The organism is Streptomyces sp. NPDC058308 (assembly GCF_042880275.1).
Lineage (GTDB): Bacteria > Actinomycetota > Actinomycetes > Streptomycetales > Streptomycetaceae > Streptomyces.
Map to the genome: position 1 here is coordinate 1 of NZ_JBHVZA010000010.1, position 21,206 is coordinate 21,206.

The window sequence follows — 21,206 nt, forward strand, 5'->3', positions numbered from 1 at the left end:
AGCCGACGTCCTCTTCGCGATGCTCCGCGACGGCACCTTCTACGAAGCTCAACCCGCCCCAACCCCTTGACCAAAGTCATAGGGGCACCCCCCCGTCGCGCCGGGCGACGGGGCCGCCCTCAAGACACCCCCTCAAGGCACCCCCTCAGGACACCCCCCCCAAGGCGCCCCCGCCAGAATCAGCGTCTGCGCCGAGCCGTCCCGAACACCGACCGCGAGATCTCCCGTCCGATCTGCGTCCCCATGGACCGCAGCAACGACTTGAACATCCCGCTCCCCACCACCTGCTCCACCACGGACCCGTCCCCCCGAGGCTTCGCCCGGGCCCGCGCACGCGCCGTCTTCTCCGCCTCGGCGGCCCGCGTCCCGGCCTCCCGGGCCGTCAGCTTCTCGTACGCCGACTCACGGTCGACCGCGTCCGCGTACCGCGCGTACAGCGGCGACGCACGCACCGCCTGTTCCAGCGCCCCGGCCTCCACCGGACCCATCAGCGACTCGGGCGCCCGCAGCCGGGTCGCCGCGACCGGCGTCGGCGCGCCCCTCTCACTCAGTACTGTCACCACGGCCTCGCCGGTGCCGAGCCCGGTGAGCACCTCCGCCAGGTCGTACGCCGAGTCCGGAAACGTCCGTACGGTCGCCTTCAGCGCCTTCTGGTCGTCGGGGGTGAACGCCCGCAGCGCGTGCTGCACGCGGTTGCCGAGCTGCCCGAGGACGTCCGCGGGCACGTCCTTCGGCGTCTGCGTCACGAAGAAGACGCCGACGCCCTTGGACCGGATCAGCCGCACGGTCTGCGTGATCGCTTCGAGGAACGCCTTCGACGCCCCGCTGAAAAGCAGGTGGGCCTCGTCGAAGAAGAACACGAGCCCCGGCTTGTCGACGTCGCCCACTTCCGGCAGGCCGTTGTAGAGGTCGGCGAGGAGCCACATCAGGAAGGTCGAGAAGAGCTGCGGCTTGTCCTGGACGCCGGCCAGTTCCAGGACGGACACGAGCCCCCGCCCGTCCGGCGCGAGCCGCAGGAACTCGCTCGTGTCGAACTCCGGCTCTCCGAAGAAGTCCGCCATGCCCTGCGCCTCGAAGGCGGTGAGCGCCCGCAGGATGACGCCCGCCGTCGCGGTCGAGAGGCCGCCGATGCCCTTGAGCTCCGGCTTGCCCTCGTCCGAGGTCAGGAAGGTGACGACGGCCCGCAGATCCTTCAGGTCGACCAGTTCGAGCCCCTTCTGGTCGGCGTAGTGGAAGATCAGCGCGAGCGACTGCTCCTGGGTCTGGTTGAGCCGCAGCACCTTGGAGAGCAGGACGGGCCCGAAGCTGGTGATCGTGGCGCGGACCGGGATCCCGGTCCCGATGCCCCCGAGCGCGTAGAACTCGCTCGGGAACCCCGTCGCCGCCCACTCCTGCCCGACGTCCCTGGCGCGCTCGGCGACCTTGTCGCCCGCTTCGCCGGGGGCCGAGATCCCCGAGATGTCGCCCTTGATGTCCGCGAGGAATACGGGGACGCCCTGGGCGGCGAGCTGTTCAGCGATGAGTTGCAGCGTCTTGGTCTTGCCCGTGCCGGTGGCGCCTGCGACCAGGCCGTGCCGGTTGAGCATGGGCAGCGGGATGCGGATCCGCGCGTCGGCGAGGCACTCCCCGCCCCAGAGGAGCGCACCCAGGTCGAGGGCGGGCCCGGCGAAGGCGTACCCGGCGGCGATCTCCCCCGCTTCCCGGGGCAGCGCCCGCCCCGTACCGCCGTCTCCGGCGCCGCCCCCAGCGTCTCTCTCAGCGCCGCCCCCAGCGTCTCTCTCAGCGCCGCCTCCAGCGGCTCCCTCAGCGCCGCCCCCAGCGGCTCCGGAATCCTCGCTTCCGCCCGTCACTCCGACGGCCGTCGCAGACTCGTTCGGGCGGTTCGCACGGCCCGAGGTGGACGGCTTCGGCTGGCTTTCGCTCACTTCGGCCCCTGTTCCCGGCTGGTGCGTTTCCGGTTTGCCCCGCTTTACAGCGTCATTTCCCAGGGTCGCACTCCGTCGCCATGGCTGCGCCCGGAGAGCCTTGACCGGTAGGCTTTCCGTGTGATCTTCAAGCGCATCGGAAACGGCCGGCCGTACCCCGACCACGGCCGGGAAAGCACCCGGCAGTGGGCGGATGTCGCGCCGCGCCCGGTCCGCCTCGATCAGCTCGTGACGACCAAGGGGCAGCTCGACCTCGAGACCCTGCTCGCCGAGGACTCCACGTTCTACGGCGACCTCTTCGCGCACGTCGTGAAGTGGCAGGGCGACCTCTATCTGGAGGACGGGCTGCACCGCGCGGTCCGCGCCGCGCTCCAGCAGCGCCAGGTGCTCCACGCGCGCGTACTCGAACTGGGCTGACGCACCCGGCCTGGGCTGACGCACCCGTTCTGGGGCGACGCACCCGGCCTGGGCCGACGCACCCGTTCCCCGCCCGAACCGGCCCAGGGCCCCATTGCGACCCCATTGACCCTTTCGGGTTGGACTGGGCCCCGGGCAATGATCATTTAGTAGGCATCGCCGCCCCGCCGCACTACGCTGCGCCCATGAGCATGCTCACTCCCCCCGGCATGGGCGGCGAATACCGCATCACGGGGGACAAATATCCACGGATGCGCCGCCCCGACGGGCGCCGCAGGATCGTGCTCGCGGTCATCGCGTCCGCCGCCGTCGTCGGCCTGATCGGCTGGGGCACGCTGCAGCTCATCGACGTCTTCACGGGCGGCCACAAGGCATCCGCCGCGGGCGCCGCGACCGGAGACTGCGACCGCAGGACCGCCGCCTCCTCCGCCCGCGTCCCGGACTCCGCCGCGCAGCCGAAACCGCTGCCGAGGCCGGGCCAGATCACCGTCAACGTCTTCAACGCCACGCCCCGCGGCGGCCTCGCCAAGAGCACCGCGGACGAGCTCAAGAAGCGCGGCTTCGCCATCGGCAAGGTGGGCAACGCGACGAAGGAGTTCGACAAGAAGGTCAAGGGCACCGGGATACTGCTCGGCGCCAGGGCTGCCGCCGACACCGCGCTCCCCGTCCTCGGCACGCAGCTCGCGGGCGCCGAGCGCAAGTCCGACGGCCGCAAGGGCGACGAGGTCGACCTCGTCATCGGGACGCGGTTCAAGAACCTGGCCAAGAAAGAGGACGCCGACAAGGCCCTGGCCGCACTGGCCAAGCCCAAGTCGACGTCCACGCCGTCAGGCAAGAAGAACTGCTAGGACCCGTCGGCCCAGGACCCCGGCACCCCGAGGCCCCGAGGTCCGGGGCTGCTACTCCGCCGCCCCGTACATCCGGTCGCCCGCGTCTCCGAGGCCCGGCACGATGTACCCCTGCTCGTTGAGCCGCTCGTCGACCGAGGCCGTCACGACCGTCACCGGCGTCCCCGCCAGCTCGCGCTCCATGATCTCGACGCCCTCGGGGGCGGCGAGCAGCACCACGGCGGTCACGTCGTCGGCGCCGCGCTTGATGAGCTCCTGGATCGCCGCGACCAGCGTGCCGCCGGTGGCGAGCATCGGGTCCAGGACATAGACCTGGCGACCGGAGAGGTCGTCCGGCATGCGCGTCGCGTACGTCGAGGCCTGCAGGGTCTCCTCGTTGCGCACCATGCCGAGGAAGCCCACCTCGGCGGTCGGCAGCAGGCGCACCATGCCGTCGAGCATGCCGAGACCGGCCCGCAGGATCGGCACGACCAGCGGCCGCGGGTGGGAGAGCTTGACGCCCGTGGTCCGCGAGACCGGGGTGTCGATGTCGACCTGCTCGGTGCGCACGTCCCTGGTGGCCTCGTACGCGAGCAGGGTGACCAGCTCGTCGGCGAGGCGCCGGAAGGTCGGGGAGTCGGTGCGCTTGTCGCGCAGCGTGGTGAGTTTGTGCGCCACCAGCGGGTGGTCGACGACGTGGATCCGCATGACATCAACAGTAACCGGGCCCGGGCCCCGCGCCGCTCCCCGGCCGCATCCTCTCGCTGGCATCAACACCGCCGTCCGAGGGAAGGTGGGGTCGTACGGACTGAGGTGGTGTGGGCCATGGCGGAGCGCAAACCGGAAGACGAGACGGACACCGAGCGCCGCAGGCGGCGCGCTCAGTTCCTGCGCGAACGCGCCGAGGCCATCGAGCTCCGCGACCGCGTGAAGCCGCGCCGCGCCCGGGCGGCACGCATGCGACAGCAGATGCGGATGCGCACGTTCCGCTGGTAGCGGGGCCCGGCGCGACGGCCCTGCGAAAGGCCCGGCGAAGGCCGCCCGGAAACGCGACGCGGAACACAGCGCGCGGAAGACCTCTCCTGACGGCGCCGTTTCTGCCACGATTCCGAATGGGCGGGGCTTGGCAGCAGCATTCCCCGCCCCCCGACCTCGCCGGGGGGATCCCAAAACCGCCAACCGGCACTGCCTATGACCAGTGGGAGAGTCACGGTGTACTTCGCCGCACTGCTCGCGCGCACCGAAGACGGGTGGGAAGCGAGCGACACGGAGCTCGACGATGTGGAGACCCTGTCGGATCTGGCCGACCTGGCCCGTGAGGCCACAGCCGAATACGACGACGACACAGTGCTCGTCTTCATCGAACAGGAAGGCGCCTGGTTCGGCGTCGTCCGGGTGGACGGTGAGGAGGACCCTCGTATCTACGTCTCGGACGCCGCCGCGGCCGCCCGCAGCTCGTACGGGGAGATCCTGCTCACCGACGAGATGCTCGGCCGCGACCCGGACGACGACGAAGGGGTGGTCGATCTGGACGCCCTGGACCTCGACGGCACGGAGGACGGCGAACCCGAGGCGTCCGAAGCCGACCCGGAGCCGGACGGAGACCCCAGCGCTTCGGGGGTGCCGTCCGGGCCGGTGGGCGACCTGAGGATCCTCGCCGACCTGGGCGTGCCCGAGAAGGATCTGCTCGGTCTGGAGAGCGGTGAGGCGCTCAACGAGATCGCCGAGATCCTCGGGGCGGCGGAGGTGCTGGAGACCGTCCGCTAGGTTCCCCGTGTGACCGACCCGAACGACCCGAACGACCCGACTGATCCGACTGATCCGACTGATCCGACTGATCCGACTGATCCGACTGATCCGACTGATCCGAACGACCCGACCGCCCCCACCGACCCTCGCACCGAGACCGGGACCGCCGCCGGTCTCGGACCCGATCCCGTACGCGACCGCTGGCGGGCGCCCATGCGGCTCGCTCTGGCCGAGGCCGGGCTGGCCGCGGCGGGCGGCGACGTCCCCGTCGGCGCCGTCGTGCTGTCCCCGGACGGCACGACGGTGCTCGCGTCGGGGCACAACGAACGCGAGGCGACCGGCGACCCCACCGCGCACGCCGAGGTGCTCGCCCTCCGCAGGGCCGCCGCAGAGATCGGCGCCTGGCGGCTGACCGGCTGCACCCTCGTCGTGACGCTGGAGCCCTGCACGATGTGCGCCGGCGCGCTCGTGCAGTCCCGGGTGGACCGGGTCGTCTACGGAGCCCTCGACGAGAAGGCCGGAGCGGCGGGCTCGCTCTGGGACGTCGTACGCGACAGAAGGCTCAACCACCGCCCCGAGGTGATCCACGGGGTGCTCGCGGACGAGTGCGCCGCGCAGCTGACGGAGTTCTTCCGGAAACGGTGATACGAGCGGCGCCCCGGACGGTGATCCCGGGGGCAGGCCAAACGGATTTCAGAACACGGGCCACTTTGGGCTAGAGTTCCTCTCGGTAGCGTGTCCGAGCGGCCGAAGGAGCTCGCCTCGAAAGCGAGTGAAGGGTAACCCCCTTCCGTGGGTTCAAATCCCACCGCTACCGCTCTTGATACGAAGGGCCCGTCCAGCTGGACGGGCCCTTCGTCGTGTCTACGGGGCTCGGTCGTACCTACGGGACTCGTTCGCGCCTACGGGCTCGGGGGGTGGCGCGGGCGCATGACCGCCCACGAGCTGCGGAAAGCCCGCCGAGCATGCGGAAAGCCCCGGCGCCCACCAGGGCGCCGGGGCTCTCTCCCGCCAGGACGGGGGAAGCGACATCGGGGGGACAAGTCGCTCCCCCCGACGAGGACCGGGCCCTCAAGCCAGCGCCGCCGTCAGGGGGGAAGCAGACGGCGCGGACCCCGCAGTAGGGCCGGTCCCTCGCCCGTGGATTCCTGCCAGATCCGCCGGGCTCACCACCCATCCTGCGCCGCGCGCCGACCCCCCGGCGCAGGCAAAGGGCCTCTGCTGTCGGGCCGTTGGTCCCTAAAAGCCCCATCAGTACGGTCCGGGTTAGACTCACCGCCGTCACAGGGGTCACACGGGGCGCGGGCAAGGGGAGGCCAGGATCGTGGCAGTGCAGTGGAAGAAGCTCGGCCTCTTCGCGGTGGTCGTCTTCGTGCTCTATGTGATCATCACCGACCCGGCCAAGGCCGCGGACTACGTCCAGATAGGGTTCGAAGGCATCTCGAGCGCCGCTCAGAGCATCGGTGACTTCATGACGTGGGTCGCCAACGGAGGCAAGGACTGAGCGGCCGCCAAGGCCGTCAAGCCCCCACCCCTCTCCAAGGAGTGCCCGTGATCCGCCATCTGGTCCTCTTCAAGCTCAACGACGGCGTGCAGCGCGACGAGCCGCGCGTGGTCGAGGGCGTCAAGGCCTTCCGCGCCCTCGGCGAGCAGATCCCGGAGCTCACGTTCTGGGAGTGCGCCTGGAACATCTCCGACCGCCCCATCGCGTACGACTTCGCCATCAACTCGGCGGTCGAGGACACCGATGCGCTGAAGAAGTACCTGGAGCACCCGGCCCACCAGGCGGGCGTCGCCCTGTGGCGCGAGTTCGCCACGTGGGTGATCGCGGACTACGAGTTCTGACCCTCTCCCTCACGGCCCCGCACCGGAACGAACGGTGCGGGGCCGTTTCGCGTCGTGCGCGGGCCTGTCACCCGGTGGCGCCGACCGACTTGACAAGCGACTTGACCCTCAACACGTAGTTATCAGGTGCTTGCACACAGTGCACATGTCTTGTGATGCTATGACCGCTTTTGACGGATGAGTTGACCGAGGTCGACCGAGCTTGACTGTGCCTGTCTGAGAAGGGGTGGCGTTGCCCGTGCCGGCCAGTACTGCGCCCGAAGCTCCACCCGCGAAGGCCCCACCCGTGAAGGCGGCATCCGTGAAGGCGGCATCCGAGGGGACGCCGCCGCCCGCGAAGGTCGCACCCGGCTCCGGAAGCACCCGCGGCGCCGACACCCGCGCCCTCACGCAGGTGCTCTTCGGCCAGCTCAAGGAGCTGGAGCCCGGCAGCCCCGAGCACGGCCGGGTGCGCGGCGCCCTCATCGAGGCCAACCTCCCCCTGGTCCGGTACGCCGCCGCGCGCTTCCGCAGCCGCAACGAGCCGATGGAGGATGTCGTCCAGGTCGGCACCATCGGGCTGATCAACGCCATCGACCGGTTCGACCCGGAGCGCGGGGTGCAGTTCCCGACCTTCGCGATGCCGACCGTGGTCGGCGAGATCAAGCGGTACTTCCGCGACAACGTCCGTACCGTCCACGTACCGCGGCGGCTGCACGAGCTGTGGGTACAGGTGACCGGGGCGACCGAGGACCTCACCACCGCCTTCGGGCGCTCGCCGACGACCTCGGAGATCGCCGAACGGCTGCGCATCACCGAGGACGAGGTGCTCGCCTGCATCGAGGCCGGACGCTCGTACCACGCGACGTCGCTGGAGGCGGCCCAGGAGGGCGACGGGCTGCCCGGACTGCTCGACCGGCTCGGCTACGAGGACCCCGCGCTCGACGGCGTCGAGCACCGCGATCTCGTACGCCACCTCCTGGTCCAACTGCCCGAGCGCGAGCAGCGGATCCTGCTCCTGCGCTACTACAGCAATCTGACGCAGTCACAGATCAGCGCCGAACTGGGCGTTTCCCAGATGCATGTGTCGAGACTCCTGGCCAGGAGCTTCGCACGGCTTCGGTCCGCAAATCGGATCGAGGCGTAACCGTAACGAGTGGAGTGCCGTCGGGGCTGTTCCCGACGGCACTCTCTGTCGAAAAGCCCCAGACCCCCTCTTTCCTGCACGGATGTCACCCTCGTTTGTCGACAAGTAACTACAGCGTGTTGCCGACATGTGACATTCTGCTGGAACCGCGTTTGCCGTAGCCCCACCTCCGGTATTCAGGTGGAGGCTGCGTTCCTCCGACGGGAGCGCCCGCCGCGACCGTCCGCGACCTCAAGGGGGTGGCATGTCCGTAGACCAGGGCAGCTCGAAGGTGCTCACGCTCACGCTCGTCAAGAGCCCGAGCGGATCCGCGCCCGACGCGCTTCACAGCTCACCGAGCTCGGAAGCCATCGACACCCGGACCCTGTCCCGCTCCCTCTTCCTGCGGCTCGCCACGCTCGCCCAGGACAGCCCGGAGCGCGTCTATGTACGCGACACGCTCATCGAGCTCAACCTCCCGCTCGTGCGGTACGCGGCAGCCCGCTTCCGCAGCCGCAACGAGCCGATGGAGGACATCGTCCAGGTCGGCACGATCGGTCTGATCAAGGCGATCGACCGTTTCGACTGCGAACGCGGCGTGGAGTTCCCGACGTTCGCGATGCCGACGGTCGTCGGTGAGATCAAGCGCTTCTTCCGGGACACCAGTTGGTCGGTGCGGGTCCCGCGCCGCCTCCAGGAGCTGCGGCTCGCGCTGACCAAGACCAGCGACGAGCTCGCCCAGCGGCTCGACCGCTCGCCGACCGTGCCCGAACTCGCCGCGGCCCTCGGGGTCTCCGAGGAGGACGTGGTCGACGGCCTCGCGGTGGGCAACGCCTACACCGCCTCCTCGCTCGACTCGCCGACCCCCGAGGACGACGGCGGCGAGGGCTCCCTCGCGGACCGCCTCGGGTACGAGGACACGGCCCTGGAAGGCGTGGAGTACCGCGAGTCCCTCAAGCCGCTGCTCGCCAAGCTGCCGCCGCGCGAGCGCCGCATCATCATGCTGCGCTTCTTCGCCAACATGACGCAGTCGCAGATCGGCGAGGAGGTCGGCATCTCGCAGATGCACGTCTCCCGACTGCTCACGCGGACGCTGGCGCAGCTGCGGGACGGGCTCATTTCGGACTGACCGGCCTCAACGGCGCTGTGCGGGGCCGGTGTTGCTGACGGGGTTCCTAATTGACGGACCGTCAGCCACACTGGCGCGATGCGACGTGGTGTGCGGAACGTGCTCGGCGCGGGTGCCGCCGTGCTGTGTCTCGGCGGCCTGCTGTCCGCCTGCGGCGGTGACAGCGGCGACGGGTACGTGGCGACCGGTGCGGTCCCGGAGCGGGCTCCGGGGAAGACCGTGGGGCCGACCGGCGAGGTGAAGCTGGTGCCGCTCGACGGTCCCGACGGTCCTGGCGGTGCGGATGCGAAGGCGAATGCGGGTGCGCGTACCGAGGGCCGTCGCGGGGGCGGCGCGGGTGGCTCGGAGGGGAAGTCACCTGCCGCTGGGGGAAGTTCGAGCCGTACGGGCAGGACGCCCGGCGGGGGCGCGGGCCCCGGCACGGGCACGGGCACGGGCGCCGGTTCGGGTATTGGTACGGGTACAGGTACAGGTACGGGGTCGAGCCCTGGGAGTCATCCGGGCGGCCCCTCCTCACCGGGTACGCACGAGCCGCCCGGAAACAGCACGCCGCCGCCCAGTGGGCCCGCCGTACTCCGCGTCGGCGACCCGGAACGGGCTCCTGCGGACAAGCGCTGGTGCGAGAAGGTGACCGTCGCCTTCCACAACACCGGGGGGTCCCCGGTGCGCTCCGGGGCGGTGACCTTCGGTACGCACATCATTGGGGCGCTCGGGGTCGACTGGGCCACGATCGAGTCGACCGTGAAGCTGCCGGTTCCGATCGCGTCCGGTCAGAGGAGGGTGAAGACCTGGCCGGTGTGTGTGGAGGCGTGGCGGGTGCCGCTCGGTATGCACGTCGAGACGCGGGACGTGTCGGTGAAGTGGGCGTAGTGGTGGGGCGGGGTGGGGTGGGGCGGGGCGGTGCTCGTCTCCGCTCTTCCGCCTGCGCCGCCGCGGGGGTTGAGCGCGCAGTTCCCCGCGCCCCTGGGCGGAGCCTGAGGTCGTCACTCCACCGCGGGTACACCGCGGTTGCCCGCGCAGTTCCCCGTGCCCCAGCAGCAGCTGGACCACCCGGCCGACCAGGCCACGCCCTCCAGCCAGCGGACACTCACACGGAAACCCGACGCGACCGCCCTGCCACGCACCAGAGGTCGACGTCGATACGCCCTGTGCCCCTGAGGCTGGTTGACGCCTCTATGCCCATGGGCTGCACGCCACCACCTGGTTGGCGTTGTTGACGGTGCAGGCACGGATTTTGACGCCCTTGACGTTCACGTCGGTCTTGGAATGTGCGCTGCTGGACTTGGAGTCGCCTTTTCCTCCCTCGGCCTTGCCGAGAATGCGGGTGGTCCACTCCCAGGTGGCGCCGTTCTGCCAGTTGTAGCCCACCTCCATCCGCACGCCGTAGGTGTCGGCGGCACGGTCCCAGACAGTGCCCGAGAGGCTCGCTTTGTAGCCTTCCCATTCCACGCCGACCGCAGCGTAAGCGCCGAACGTGGCGTCCGTTTCGACATAACGGCTGTTGGCGTACGGGACGTATCCGTTGTCCCAGTGATCCGGGCGCTCCTCCGCTGAGGCTGGGGAGGCAGTCAATGTGAGGGAGAGCGCCGCACTGAGAGCGGCGCCGGCGAGTGTCGGGACTAAGCGGGTCTTCACCATTGTTCCCTTTCCGTGAGGTTCCTGACGGCTAGTACGGGCCACCGAGCGTTCCCTACGCCTTCTGTGCAAGGGTTCAGATATCGGTGAGACGTGCCTTGTAGATCTTTCTCTGCTTGCTTGTTTGCTCTTGGTCTGTGCCCAGTTGGACGGTCAACATCTGCTGCTCCCCCCAGATGAAATTGACCTTGTTGGTGCCAAATCCGTTGTTGGCGGGGTCTGTGGTGAAGATGCCGATGCCGGAGCGGTGCCGGGAAAATGACTTGGCGTGCACTGACGGATAGTCCCAGGTTTTGGATGGATGATCCGCAGCCTTTTCGATTTTGAGCAGATGGCGCGTGCCTGTCGCCCACAAGGTCTGGAGTTCCAGCGGGTCGGGCTGGAGGTCGTGCCCGTTCTCGTAGAAATCCCACCGTATGTCGATTGCCCCATCGACTGGTTCGAGCTTAGTGAACTTCCCGGATCCCTGGACCTCGAAACCCTGGATCTTTTCGCCGCCGTAGATCCACACCCGTTTCTTATTGTTCTGGTCCAGGGTGACGCCATGTGCCTGCCGGAAAGGGAACGGGCCGGGGGCGTTGACCTTCTCGAACCGCTGCAAGCCGTTGGGGGCCGTGAACAGCATGTAACTTCCCCCCGGGGTAATTTCATGACCGGGGGGCGGCATATTCGGCGGTTTTGGCAGACCTTGTGTCTCCAGACCTCGCGTGCCGACGACGATGATGGCGTCTGCCGTCGGCAGGTACTCCAGGGAGTGCGGGAAAAAGTCCGGGATTCCGCTGATGGCTCCTAGCCCTGCCGCATCACTTTGGCGGTGAATCGTCACACGCCCATTCGCGCCGTCTCCGCCGCAAACCATGAAGACGGTCTCACCGGATAGGAGTTTACGAACCTTGCACTCCAGAGGCCTCCAAGCTTCATCTCCAACTCCAGTCGAGAATACAGCCTTCGGCTTCCCGAAATAATTCCTGCCGCCTTCTGCGTTGTATTTTATTTCTCCGGTCGAGTAGTTTTCGACCGTTTTGGTTTGCGCGTCTACCAGGGCCAAAGTGAAGTCCGGGAGCGCGGTCGGGCGGGCAGCTTCAGCACTGTGCGCTGGAACGGTCAGCGCGCCGAGCGGTATGGCCGCAGCGCCGATCCCTAGTGAGTTGCGCAGCAACTTCCGCCTGTCTATGCTCATATTTTTTTCCCTCCCGGAATTTTAGTGTTTTGCCGAAGGCAGCCGGGCGGCGCCCGGGTTGTTCATGCGCGGTATCCCTGCGCGTGAGGCGTTTGAGTGATATCCCTGGAACCGGGTTGCAGATGAAGGGGCGGCTGGAAACTGCCGTTCGGCTGGAACGCAGGGCCACTCCAGATCACCCGGCGAGAGGGTCTCGGCGTCGCCTTCAGGGCCAGGCACACCCACCCGGCGGCAGGGTGCCCCCAGTACCGGCCGAGCAGGAGATAGCGGCTCTACGACAACCAGGACTCTGGGCAGCCGCGGCCGATCCGGCCCGGAAGTCAGCCCGCGCCGGGCAGCTTGCGCTTCAGCAGGCGGGTCTTCCGTGTGCCGACCGGAGCCGCTTCGACCGCCGCAGCGGTGGTCTTAGCCTCGTGCCCCATAGGGGCGACGGCGCCCCGCGGTTCCTCAAAAACCACGGCCTCGAGCGCGCCTCGCAACGAGCGGCCCCTGGTAATTCCCATGTTTCCCCCTGCCACCGGTTCACCGATTGGTGTCGCGCCACCCCCCGCCAGGAACCCGCCAAGTTAAGGGCGATACCTGCGCCGACGCAGCAATGGCACCGCGACAGGTGCCATGCTCACCGCCTCGGCCCCAGCGCCACAATGCTTTCGGTGCTGCCCGAAAGGTGGAGAGGGTGGCGATCACGCCGCACCAGGAGGAAACGATGCTGCGCATACGCTTCACCGCAGAGGATCTGCTGCAGGTCACCGTCGCTGCCCGCCCGGCACCGCTCATGGAAATGGTGCTGGCCTTGGCCACCTCGCGACGCAAGGACCTGCCAGCCTTCTACAGCAAGTGGCAGCGCCACACCCAGCACTCCCTTCCCCGTGCCGCGTATCCTCTGGGCGAACTAGTGGCCGCGACCGGCCGAGGACCTCTGTTTCTCGACCCCATTACCCACGCGCTGGAGGAAGGCGTGGATTTGGTCCGCGGGGCCCCACCCGACTTCGTCCGCGCGGAACTGCGACGCGTATGCACACCCAAAGTCCCGTCGTCATGGGTCCGCGGCCTGGCCGACCAGGACAACGACGCCTGGAAGGTCCTGAGCAAGTCCATCAGCACCGCCCACCACAGCCTCCTGGCACCACACTGGGACCGCATCCGGTCCGGCTTCGATACCGAACGCGCCTGGCGAGTCCGGCAGATGACCGATCACGGCATCCGGTCCGCCTTGACGAGCCTGGTGCCCGGAGCGCACTGGCAGGGCACCAACCTCCTCTTTCCCGCCCCCTACGATTGGGAGGCCAGACTCAACGGACAGGGCCTGCTCCTTTTACCCTCCCTGTTCTGGCACGGCTGGCCCCTGCTCGGAGGGCACCCCGACGCTTCCAGGGTCCTCGTGTACCCGGCCACCACGCCGCTCCCCCTCCTGCACGAGCAGCCCGCGGCAGATCCGCTTGTCGCCCTGCTGGGGCGCACTCGCGCGGCGGCCCTGACCGTCCTCGCCCAGCCACACACCACCAGTGCCCTGGCCCGAGAGCTGAACATCAGCCAGTCCTCGGCATCGGAACACGCCAAGGCCCTGCGCAACGCCCACCTCGTCACCACGACCCGCGACGGCAAAGCCGTCTGGCACTCCTGCACGCTGCTCGGTCGGGATCTTCTCGGCGCCCCCCGCCCCCAGAAGCGCGCCGACCTGCCCGCTCCCGCGCCTTCGCCCGTGGCCTCGGCCTGGCCGACCTGATGTACAGGTGCCCGGCGCGTACGCAATGAGCTCGACGCCGTCCGCCTCGGACAGGGACGGCATACCGACCACGCCAACACCAAGGTGCTGCGCCGCATCCTGGCCGAACACGACTGGCCCGGCCACAGCGACCACGCCCCGGCCTTCCAAGGCGCCGCCACCACCCTGCTGGGACGTGCGGTCCAGGCCGGTGACGCCCCGGTCCAGCACTGGGCGCACCTGCACGATCGCGCCCTCATCACCAGCGGGCGCGACCAGGAGTACGGCACCCAGCCCCTGCTGTGCGCCGACGGCATCGAGCTGTGCCCGCAGCGCACGCCGGAATCCGTCGACGCGCGCAGAGCCACCGTGGGCCTAAGACCGGTCGCCGTCCCTCTGCAGGCCGTGCGCCGCCGGTACACGCCAGACGGCTTTGCCAAGGAAGCCCCAACCCTCGTCCGGGGGGCCTGAGACCGTCACTCCACCGCGGGTGCGTCGTGGTTGCCCGCGCAGTTCCCCGCGCCCCTAAGGGGCGCCCCAGGGCGGCCTCGCAGCTAACGCTCCGGCGCCGGGGCCCACCCAAGGGGCGCGGGGAACTGCGCGACCAGCCCCCACCGCGCCGCGGAAACACCACACCCCGCCCCGCCCAAGGCGCCCAAGGCGCCCCCGCCAGCCCCCGCTCAGGCCAGCGCCAGCCACGCGACCCCCGCCACCACCGCGATCGCCAACACGATGCCGACGATCAGTCCGACCCGCGGCCCGGAAGAAGCCGCCGCCTGCTGCTGACGGCCCTGTGGAGCCTCGTCCACGAACGCGCGGAACATCTGCGTGTTGCCGGCGGGATCGGGGTTGCCCTGGTTGCCCTGCGGGTTGTGTGCCATGGAGCAGGACCCTAGCGAATCCTGCGCTCTCGGCCCAACCCCCTCTGGCCAGGGACTTTACGAGGGGGTCCCCAGAGCTTTGCCGACTCTTTAGTCCGATGGTTCCGTTTTAGTTTGCCTGCGGCAACCAACCGCTTCTATCGTTGCCCTAAGCAACAAAAAAGGAGGTGCCGTGGCCGCGCAGCGTCAGTACGAGGAGCTGGCCCGACAGCTCAGCGCCATCGGTGCCGTGAAGCGCGGCCTCGGCCGGGGCCTGCCGCACGACTGCCCCGCCGGATCCGCCGCCGTACTCATCCTGCTCGACCGCCACGGTGCGATGCGGATGAGCAGGCTCGCGGAGCTGCTCGCCGTCGACACGTCGGTGACCAGCCGGCACGTCGCCCATGTCGCGGAGAGGGAGTGGATCGTCCGCGATCCCGACCCCGCGGACAAGCGCTCCCGGATCCTGCGGCTCACGCCCGAGGGCAAGGCCAAGGTCGACGAGCTCTCCGAGCTCTCCATCCGGACGCTCACCCACTACTTGCATGACTGGAGCGACGAAGAGGTCGTCCAGCTCAGCACGCTGCTCGCGCGCCTGCGCGACAGCTTCGGGGACTGCCGCGCGGCTTCGGCCCGGCTCTCCTCCCCCCACGACGTGCAGACCACGTCAGAGACCACCCGTACACCCGCGTAAGAAAAGGAAGCCCATGGCAACAACCACACCAGCCGGTGTGCGGGGCAGCCATGCCAAGCACGGAGCGCCTCACGGTCACCCCGCCGAGAACGCTCCGATGACGCACCGGCAGATCATGGAAGCGCTGTCCGGGCTGCTGCTCGGCATGTTCGTGGCGATCCTGTCGTCGACGATCGTCTCCAACGCCCTGCCCGAAATCATCGGCGACCTCGGCGGCGGCCAGTCCGCCTACACCTGGGTCGTCACCGCGTCGCTGCTCGCCATGACCGCGACGACGCCCCTGTGGGGCAAGCTCTCGGACCTCTTCAGCAAGAAGGCCCTGGTCCAGATAGCCCTGATCATCTACGTCGGCGGATCGGTCGTCGCCGGTCTCTCACAGAGCGCCGGAATGCTGATCGCCTGCCGCGTCGTGCAGGGCGTCGGCGTGGGTGGTCTCTCCGCCCTCGCGCAGATCGTCATGGCCGCGATGATCTCCCCGCGCGAGCGCGGGCGTTACTCCGGCTACCTCGGTGCCACCTTCGCCGTCGCCACCGTCGGCGGACCGCTGCTCGGCGGTGTCATCACCGACACCTCGTGGCTCGGCTGGCGCTGGTGCTTCTACGTCGGCGTGCCCTTCGCGATCATCGCGCTGATCGTCCTGCAGAAGACCCTGAAGCTCCCCGTCGTCAAGCGCGACGTGAAGGTCGACTGGGGCGGCGCGTTCTTCATCAGCGCCGCGGTCTGCCTGCTGCTCGTCTGGGTCACCTTCGCCGGTGACAAGTACGACTGGATGTCGTGGCAGACGGCCGCCATGGTCGGCGGCTCGGTCGTCCTCGGACTCCTCTTCGTGCTCGTCGAGACGAAGGCCAAGGAGCCGATCATCCCGCTGCGGCTCTTCCGCAACCGCACCATCACCCTCGCCTCGCTCGCCTCGCTCTTCGTGGGTGTCGCGATGTTCGCGGGCACGGTCTTCTTCAGCCAGTACTTCCAGCTGGCCCGGGGCGAGTCCCCGACGATGTCCGGCGTGATGACGATCCCGATGATCGGTGGTCTGTTCGTCTCGTCGACCGTCTCCGGGCAGGTCATCACCAAGACGGGCAAGTGGAAGGCGTGGCTGGTCAGCGGTGGCGCGCTGGTGACGGCGGGCCTCGGCCTGCTCGGCACCATCCGGTACGACACCGAGTACTGGCACATCGCGATCTTCATGGCCCTGATGGGTCTCGGCATCGGCATGATGATGCAGAACCTGGTCCTCTGCACGCAGAACCAGGTCGCCCCCGAGGACCTCGGCTCCGCCAGCTCCACGGTCACCTTCTTCCGCTCGCTGGGCGGTGCGATGGGTGTCTCGGCGCTCGGCGCGATCATGGCCACGCGGATCACCGACTACGTCAAGGACGGCATCACCGACCTCGGCCCGAAGGCGGCCGCGCAGTTCGGCCACGGCGGCACCGGTGGCGGCGGCATCCCGGACCTGGACAAGATCCCGGAGCCGTTCCGCACGGTGATGGAGAGCGCGTACGGGCACGGCATCGCCGACGTCTTCCTGATCGCCGCGCCGCTGGCGCTGCTCGCCTTCCTGATCACGATCTTCATCAAGGAGGTTCCGCTGCGTACGACGGGCGCCCTCGCCCAGGCCGCATCCGAGACCACGGGCGCGACGGCTCCGGCCGCCGCCCCGGCCGGCGCGGCCACCCCGGACACCACCGAGCAGCCCGTGCTCGCCTCCGTCGCCTCGCACACCGAGGCCGGGCCCGAGGGCACGCAGCGGCTCGCCGCCGTGGCCTCCGCAGCGGAGTCCGGAGCGGGCGCCCTGCCCCCGGTCACCGGTGGCATCCCGGTACGCGGCCACGTCCGCGGCGCCGAGGGCGTGCCCGTTCCGCAGGCCGCCGTCACGCTGATCTCCCTCGGGGGACGGCAGCTGGGCCGTGCGGTCGCGCAGGGCGACGGTGCCTACACCGTCGACGCGCCCGGCGCGGGCTCGTACGTGCTCATCGCCTCCGCCGACGGGTTCCAGCCGCAGGCCTCGACGGTCGTCGTGGGCGAGGACGCCCTCGCGTACGACATCCTGCTCAGCGGCACCAGCGGGCTCAGCGGGCTCGTGCGGGACGCGGACAGCAAGCTGCCCGTCAGCGGCGCCATGGTCATCGTGACCGATGTGCGCGGTGACGTCCTCGCCACCGGACTCTCCGGTGAGCAGGGCGAGTTCACCTTCGCCGAGCTGGTCCCCGGCACCGTCACCATCGCGGTGAACGCCGCCGGTCACCGGCCGATGGCCCTGCCCGTCGAGGTGGGCGGCGCCGGGGTCACCCGGGTCGAGGTCGAGCTCAACTCCGGCGCGCAGGTGCTCGGCACCGTGCGGGCGGGGAACGCGCCGCTGAACGACGCGCGGGTCACGCTCGTCGACGCGGCAGGCAACGTCGTCGCCACCGCGACCACCGGGGCGGACGGGGCGTACGCCTTCACCGACCTGGACAGCGGGGAGTACACGGTCATCGCGACCGGGTACCCGCCGGTGGCCACGGGCCTGACGGTGGCCGGCAGCGGCATCGACGGCCACGACATCGAACTCGCCCACCCGGGCGAGTGACGGCCCCGGCCCGAGGCCGCGCCCCGAGCGGAGGCGCGGCCCCGGGCCGGTTGCGGAAAGGGCCCCCGGGCCGGCGGTGGCGTTCATGGCAGGGGACGGCCGGTCACCGCCGCCGGGGGCCGTCCGCTTCTCGGCTGTATCTGACTGCGTCCAGCCGTATCCGACGTACGGCTGGCGCATGAAGTGTGTACTTGAGCTTGAACTTTGGGGCTTCCGGCTCGGGAAGCCCGGCAAGGAGAAAACGGGATGGCACTCAACGCTCGGATCCGCACGCGTGACGGCTGGGCCGTGCCCCACGCCGTCGTCACGGTGACCGACATGACCGGGACGCAGGTACTGCGGGCCGCCGCGGACGAGGAAGGCGTCGTACGGGACGGGACCGGCCTCGCGGCCGGGCCCTACACCGTCATCGTCACCGCCGTCGGGTACGCGCCCGTCGCCTCCACCGCGCTCGTCACCGCCAGCGGACGGGCCGAGGTCGGCAACGTCGTTCTCGCCCGCCAGGGCGGCACGGAGCTGCCGCCGCCCGGACCGTGGACCGTCGACCCGGCGCACTCGACCGTGGGCGCGGTCGCCCAGCACCTCGGGATCACCAGCGTGCACGGGCGGTTCACGGAGTTCGGAGGCCGGATCGAGATCGCCGAGGACGTGGAGAAGTCCCGCGTCGAGGCCGTCATCCGGTCCGCCTCGATCGACACGGGCAATGGCATGCGGGACGGGCACCTGAAGTCGGCGGACTTCCTGGACGTCGAGCAGTACCCGGAGATCACGTACCGCTCGAACGGGATCACTCCGGCCGGGACCGACCGGTGGACCGTCCACGGCGAGCTGGGCATGCACGGGGTCGTACGGCCGGTGGACCTGGACCTGAGCTACCTGGGCACCGGCGCGGACCCCTGGGGCGGCACGCGGGCCGCCTTCCGTGCCACGGCGGAGCTGCGCCGCGAGGACTTCGCCATGAACTACAACCAGGTGGTCCAGGCGGGCATCTCGGCGATCGGCACCACGCTCAAGGTCTCCCTGGACATCCAGGCCGTACAGGGGGACGGCCTGCCGCAGGCGGGCTAGCCGGGCGGTGGGGGCGGGACGGGGTCACGTCGCGGTCGGGGGCACGGACCCGGGCACGCTCGGAGTCACGGACGCGGGAGCAGCGACTCGATGCCCGCGATCATCAGGTCGAGGGCGATCGTGAAGTCCCGTTCCCACATCTCCTCGACCGTGTCCCCGTCCCGCGCCGCCATCAGCTCGTCCGCGCTCTCCAGCAGCCCGTGCGTCGCGAGCTCGTCGCGGACGGTCCCGGCCGCCTCCCGGTAGTACTCCTCCTGCGACATCCCCGCCTCCGCGCAGCGCGAGATGTAGTGGCCCTCGATCGTCCCGAAGCCGTACACGAACTGGAAGACCGCCGAGATCACCCCGTTCTGCGTGTACGCGGGAAGGCCGGTGCTCCGGACCGTGGACTGGATGGCCTTCGCGAACGCCAGCCAGTTGGGGCCGATGTTGAGGTACCTGCCGACCAGCGGGGAGATCCACGGGTGGCGGATCAGCGACGCGCGGTACTCGTCCGCCAGCGCGCGCAGCTGTTCGCGCCAGGCATCCGGCGCCGCCTCCGTGTCGGGCAGGCGCATCTCGCCGCAGACCGCGTCGAGGGCGAGCTCAAGGAGGTCGTCCTTGGTGTCCACGTACCAGTAGACCGACATCGCCGTGACGTTCAGCTCCCCGGCGAGCCTGCGCATGGAGAACTTGTCGAGGCCTTCCGCGTCCAGGAGGCGGACCGTGGCCTCGGTGATGCGGTCCCGGTCGAGGCCGCTCGGCTGGTCGCCCTTGCGGCCGGCGCCGCGCGGGGCCTTGGCCTGCAGCCAGACGCTCGTCCGCGCCGTGTTCTTCGTGCGGCCGGCTGCCTTCGCCATGGCGCACCTTCCTCGTCGGTCCTGGGGAGCCTGGAGCGGTTGTCTCCGGGTGGGCGGCGCGGGGAGGGCGGACGGTCCGTGACGGAACCGGGCGGCCCGCCCCTCCCCGATGCTATGCCGACGTCTTACCCACGGAGTCTGCCCTCTCCGCCCTGCGCAGCAACGCGGCCGCCAGGACGCCTCCGGCGAACACCGCGGCCGCGCCCACCAGCTGGCTCGTCTCCAGGCCCGAGGAGAACGCGTCGGCGATCCGTTCGCGCTCGCCCGCCGACTTCGCCGCCGCCATGGCCGCGGGGAACGACGCGGCGGAGACCGCCACGAGCGAGGCGAAACGGGAGTTGAGGACCGCGCCGAGCACGGCGACGCCCAGGCCGTTGCCGAACTCCGCGAGCGTGCCGTTGATGCCCGCGCCGACACCCGCCTTCTCCGGCGGTATGGCACTCATGATGGCGTTGGCCATCGCGGGCATGGCGAGCGCGATGCCCGCGCCCATGACGATCAGGCCGAACAGCAGCCCGTTGTAGTTGTCGCCGCCGAGCAGGGCGATGGCCGCGAGGCCCGCGGCGAGCAGGCTCATGCCGGAGACGATCGTGAGGGGCGTGCCCATCCTGGCGTGCAGCCGCGCGCCGATGCCCGCGAGGTTCAGGGCGACGATGGTCACCGCGAGCGGCGCCGTGCGCAGCCCCGCCTCCAACGGCTCGTACCCGAGCACGAACTGGAGGTGCTGGGTGAGGAGGAAGAGGGAGCCGCTGAGGCCGAAGGCGACCAGGATGGCGCCCGCGACGGCGCCCACGAAGCGCTGGTTGCGGAAGAAGTGCATGTCCAGCATCGGGTACGGAACGCGCAGCTCCCAGAGCGCGAACGCGGCGAGGACCAGGACTCCGACGGCGGCGGACATGAGGACCTGTCCCGACGTCCAGCCGTGTCCGGGGCCGGAGATGATCGCGTAGACCACCGCGGCCATGCCGATGGTCGAGAGCAGCGCGCCGAGCAGGTCGGGGCGGTCGCCCTGGGGGTTCTTGGACTCGGGCACCAGCTTCAGGACCGCGGCGAGGCCGAGCGCCGCCACGGGGATGTTGATCAGGAAGATCGAGCCCCACCAGAAGTGGTCGAGCATGAAGCCGCCGAGCAGCGGTCCTGCCGCGAATCCGAGGGAGTTGATGGTGGCCCAGAGGCCGATCGCCTTCACGCGTTCCGCGTCGTCGAAGATCTGCACGACGACCGCGAGCGTGGTGGTCATGAGCAGCGCACCGCCGATGCCCATGCCCGCGCGGGCGGCGATGAGCTGCCCGGAGCCCTGCGCGAGACCCGCCGCGAGCGAGCCGATGCCGAACAGGGCGAGGCCCGCGGCGAGCATCTTCTTACGGCCGTAGCGGTCGGCGGCGCTGCCCGCGGTGAGCAGCAGGCCCGACTGGACGAGCGAGTACGCGTTGATCATCCACTGGATGTCGGACGTGGACGCGTCCAGCTCCCGGGTGAGGGAGGGGATCGCGACGCTGAGGACGGTGTTGTCGAGCAGCACGGTGAGCTGCGCCAGGCAGATGACGCCGAGGATCAGCCAGCGCTGCGGGTGCCTCTGTGAGGCGGTGGGGTTCTCGGCGGTCGTTGCCGTCATACAGCCCTCCCTCTCCGGTTCTACGGTTATACGGTGTACGGGGCGTG

General features: G+C 69.8%; 22 protein-coding genes and 1 tRNA gene. 16 read left to right on the forward strand and 7 right to left on the reverse strand.

Going from position 1 to position 21,206, the window contains the following annotated elements; translation table 11 throughout:
• Window positions 1–179: 179 nt before the first annotated feature.
• On the reverse strand, window positions 180–1,709 hold the full coding sequence (locus tag ACFVYL_RS15575; RefSeq protein WP_389716380.1) for a helicase HerA-like domain-containing protein: 1,530 nt from the start codon (window positions 1,707–1,709) through the stop codon (window positions 180–182).
• 336 nt (window positions 1,710–2,045) lie between these two features.
• On the opposite strand from ACFVYL_RS15575, the gene ACFVYL_RS15580 reads away from it, so the two are divergent.
• Both ACFVYL_RS15580 and ACFVYL_RS15585 read left to right on the forward strand, forming a co-directional pair.
• Complete coding sequence (locus tag ACFVYL_RS15580) at window positions 2,046–2,342, forward strand: type II toxin-antitoxin system VapB family antitoxin (RefSeq protein ID WP_003955420.1); 297 nt, start codon at window positions 2,046–2,048, stop codon at window positions 2,340–2,342.
• Between the two features lie 209 nt (window positions 2,343–2,551).
• Window positions 2,552–3,190: a LytR C-terminal domain-containing protein gene (locus ACFVYL_RS15585; protein ID WP_389716381.1), complete on the forward strand. Its 639-nt coding sequence runs from the start codon at window positions 2,552–2,554 to the stop codon at window positions 3,188–3,190.
• 51 nt (window positions 3,191–3,241) lie between these two features.
• Here ACFVYL_RS15585 and upp read toward each other — a convergent pair whose 3' ends face one another.
• Window positions 3,242–3,877, reverse strand: coding sequence for a uracil phosphoribosyltransferase (gene upp, locus ACFVYL_RS15590; protein WP_362375107.1), 636 nt, complete (start codon window positions 3,875–3,877; stop codon window positions 3,242–3,244).
• A gap of 117 nt (window positions 3,878–3,994) precedes the next feature.
• Between upp and ACFVYL_RS15595 the strand changes: the two genes are divergently transcribed.
• From ACFVYL_RS15595 to ACFVYL_RS15635, 9 genes are all read left to right on the forward strand, one after another.
• Entirely contained in the window at window positions 3,995–4,165 is a 171-nt protein-coding gene (locus ACFVYL_RS15595) for a hypothetical protein (RefSeq protein WP_389715902.1), read from the forward strand.
• A 216-nt stretch (window positions 4,166–4,381) separates the two neighbouring features.
• Window positions 4,382–4,936 carry a hypothetical protein gene (locus ACFVYL_RS15600; RefSeq protein WP_389716384.1) on the forward strand — a complete coding sequence of 185 codons (555 nt, stop codon included), beginning with the start codon at window positions 4,382–4,384 and terminating at the stop codon, window positions 4,934–4,936.
• 195 nt (window positions 4,937–5,131) lie between these two features.
• The gene (tadA, locus tag ACFVYL_RS15605; protein WP_389716386.1) at window positions 5,132–5,563 is read left to right on the forward strand and encodes a tRNA adenosine(34) deaminase TadA; all 432 of its coding nucleotides are present in this window, start codon (window positions 5,132–5,134) and stop codon (window positions 5,561–5,563) included.
• A gap of 84 nt (window positions 5,564–5,647) precedes the next feature.
• Window positions 5,648–5,735 (forward strand) — tRNA-Ser (locus ACFVYL_RS15610).
• A 507-nt stretch (window positions 5,736–6,242) separates the two neighbouring features.
• Entirely contained in the window at window positions 6,243–6,422 is a 180-nt protein-coding gene (locus ACFVYL_RS15615) for a hypothetical protein (RefSeq protein ID WP_150169725.1), read from the forward strand.
• A gap of 47 nt (window positions 6,423–6,469) precedes the next feature.
• Window positions 6,470–6,763, forward strand: coding sequence for a Dabb family protein (locus ACFVYL_RS15620; RefSeq protein ID WP_389715905.1), 294 nt, complete (start codon window positions 6,470–6,472; stop codon window positions 6,761–6,763).
• A gap of 301 nt (window positions 6,764–7,064) precedes the next feature.
• A complete protein-coding gene (locus ACFVYL_RS15625; protein ID WP_389715907.1) occupies window positions 7,065–7,889 on the forward strand; it encodes an RNA polymerase sigma factor SigF in 825 nt (274 codons plus the stop codon).
• A 244-nt stretch (window positions 7,890–8,133) separates the two neighbouring features.
• Window positions 8,134–8,997, forward strand: a complete 864-nt coding sequence (locus tag ACFVYL_RS15630) for an RNA polymerase sigma factor SigF (RefSeq protein ID WP_389715909.1) — start codon at window positions 8,134–8,136, stop codon at window positions 8,995–8,997.
• A gap of 78 nt (window positions 8,998–9,075) precedes the next feature.
• Window positions 9,076–9,867: a hypothetical protein gene (locus ACFVYL_RS15635; RefSeq protein WP_389715912.1), complete on the forward strand. Its 792-nt coding sequence runs from the start codon at window positions 9,076–9,078 to the stop codon at window positions 9,865–9,867.
• A 303-nt stretch (window positions 9,868–10,170) separates the two neighbouring features.
• Here the strand turns inward: ACFVYL_RS15635 and ACFVYL_RS15640 are convergent, their stop codons facing one another.
• Both ACFVYL_RS15640 and ACFVYL_RS15645 read right to left on the reverse strand, forming a co-directional pair.
• On the reverse strand, window positions 10,171–10,635 hold the full coding sequence (locus ACFVYL_RS15640; protein WP_389715914.1) for a hypothetical protein: 465 nt from the start codon (window positions 10,633–10,635) through the stop codon (window positions 10,171–10,173).
• Between the two features lie 73 nt (window positions 10,636–10,708).
• Window positions 10,709–11,812 (reverse strand): hypothetical protein, encoded by a 1,104-nt coding sequence (locus ACFVYL_RS15645; RefSeq protein ID WP_389715916.1) that lies wholly within the window; start codon window positions 11,810–11,812, stop codon window positions 10,709–10,711.
• A gap of 676 nt (window positions 11,813–12,488) precedes the next feature.
• Here ACFVYL_RS15645 and ACFVYL_RS15650 point away from each other — a divergent pair.
• Window positions 12,489–13,538, forward strand: a complete 1,050-nt coding sequence (locus tag ACFVYL_RS15650; protein ID WP_389715918.1) for an ArsR/SmtB family transcription factor — start codon at window positions 12,489–12,491, stop codon at window positions 13,536–13,538.
• A gap of 84 nt (window positions 13,539–13,622) precedes the next feature.
• Complete coding sequence (locus tag ACFVYL_RS15655; RefSeq protein ID WP_389715921.1) at window positions 13,623–13,988, forward strand: DUF6624 domain-containing protein; 366 nt, start codon at window positions 13,623–13,625, stop codon at window positions 13,986–13,988.
• Between the two features lie 209 nt (window positions 13,989–14,197).
• Here ACFVYL_RS15655 and ACFVYL_RS15660 read toward each other — a convergent pair whose 3' ends face one another.
• Window positions 14,198–14,398 carry a hypothetical protein gene (locus tag ACFVYL_RS15660; RefSeq protein WP_389715924.1) on the reverse strand — a complete coding sequence of 67 codons (201 nt, stop codon included), beginning with the start codon at window positions 14,396–14,398 and terminating at the stop codon, window positions 14,198–14,200.
• Window positions 14,399–14,570: 172 nt separating this feature from the next.
• Here ACFVYL_RS15660 and ACFVYL_RS15665 point away from each other — a divergent pair, with 172 nt between their 5' ends.
• From ACFVYL_RS15665 to ACFVYL_RS15675, 3 genes are all read left to right on the forward strand, one after another.
• A complete protein-coding gene (locus ACFVYL_RS15665) occupies window positions 14,571–15,071 on the forward strand; it encodes a MarR family winged helix-turn-helix transcriptional regulator (RefSeq protein WP_389715927.1) in 501 nt (166 codons plus the stop codon).
• Between the two features lie 13 nt (window positions 15,072–15,084).
• Window positions 15,085–17,637 (forward strand): MFS transporter, encoded by a 2,553-nt coding sequence (locus ACFVYL_RS15670; protein WP_389715928.1) that lies wholly within the window; start codon window positions 15,085–15,087, stop codon window positions 17,635–17,637.
• 246 nt (window positions 17,638–17,883) lie between these two features.
• Window positions 17,884–18,705 (forward strand): YceI family protein, encoded by an 822-nt coding sequence (locus tag ACFVYL_RS15675; RefSeq protein ID WP_389715929.1) that lies wholly within the window; start codon window positions 17,884–17,886, stop codon window positions 18,703–18,705.
• Between the two features lie 65 nt (window positions 18,706–18,770).
• Here the strand turns inward: ACFVYL_RS15675 and ACFVYL_RS15680 are convergent, their stop codons facing one another.
• Both ACFVYL_RS15680 and ACFVYL_RS15685 read right to left on the reverse strand, forming a co-directional pair.
• Entirely contained in the window at window positions 18,771–19,544 is a 774-nt protein-coding gene (locus ACFVYL_RS15680; RefSeq protein ID WP_389715930.1) for a TetR/AcrR family transcriptional regulator, read from the reverse strand.
• 112 nt (window positions 19,545–19,656) lie between these two features.
• Window positions 19,657–21,159 carry an MFS transporter gene (locus ACFVYL_RS15685; RefSeq protein ID WP_389715932.1) on the reverse strand — a complete coding sequence of 501 codons (1,503 nt, stop codon included), beginning with the start codon at window positions 21,157–21,159 and terminating at the stop codon, window positions 19,657–19,659.
• Between the last annotated feature and the right edge of the window lie 47 nt (window positions 21,160–21,206).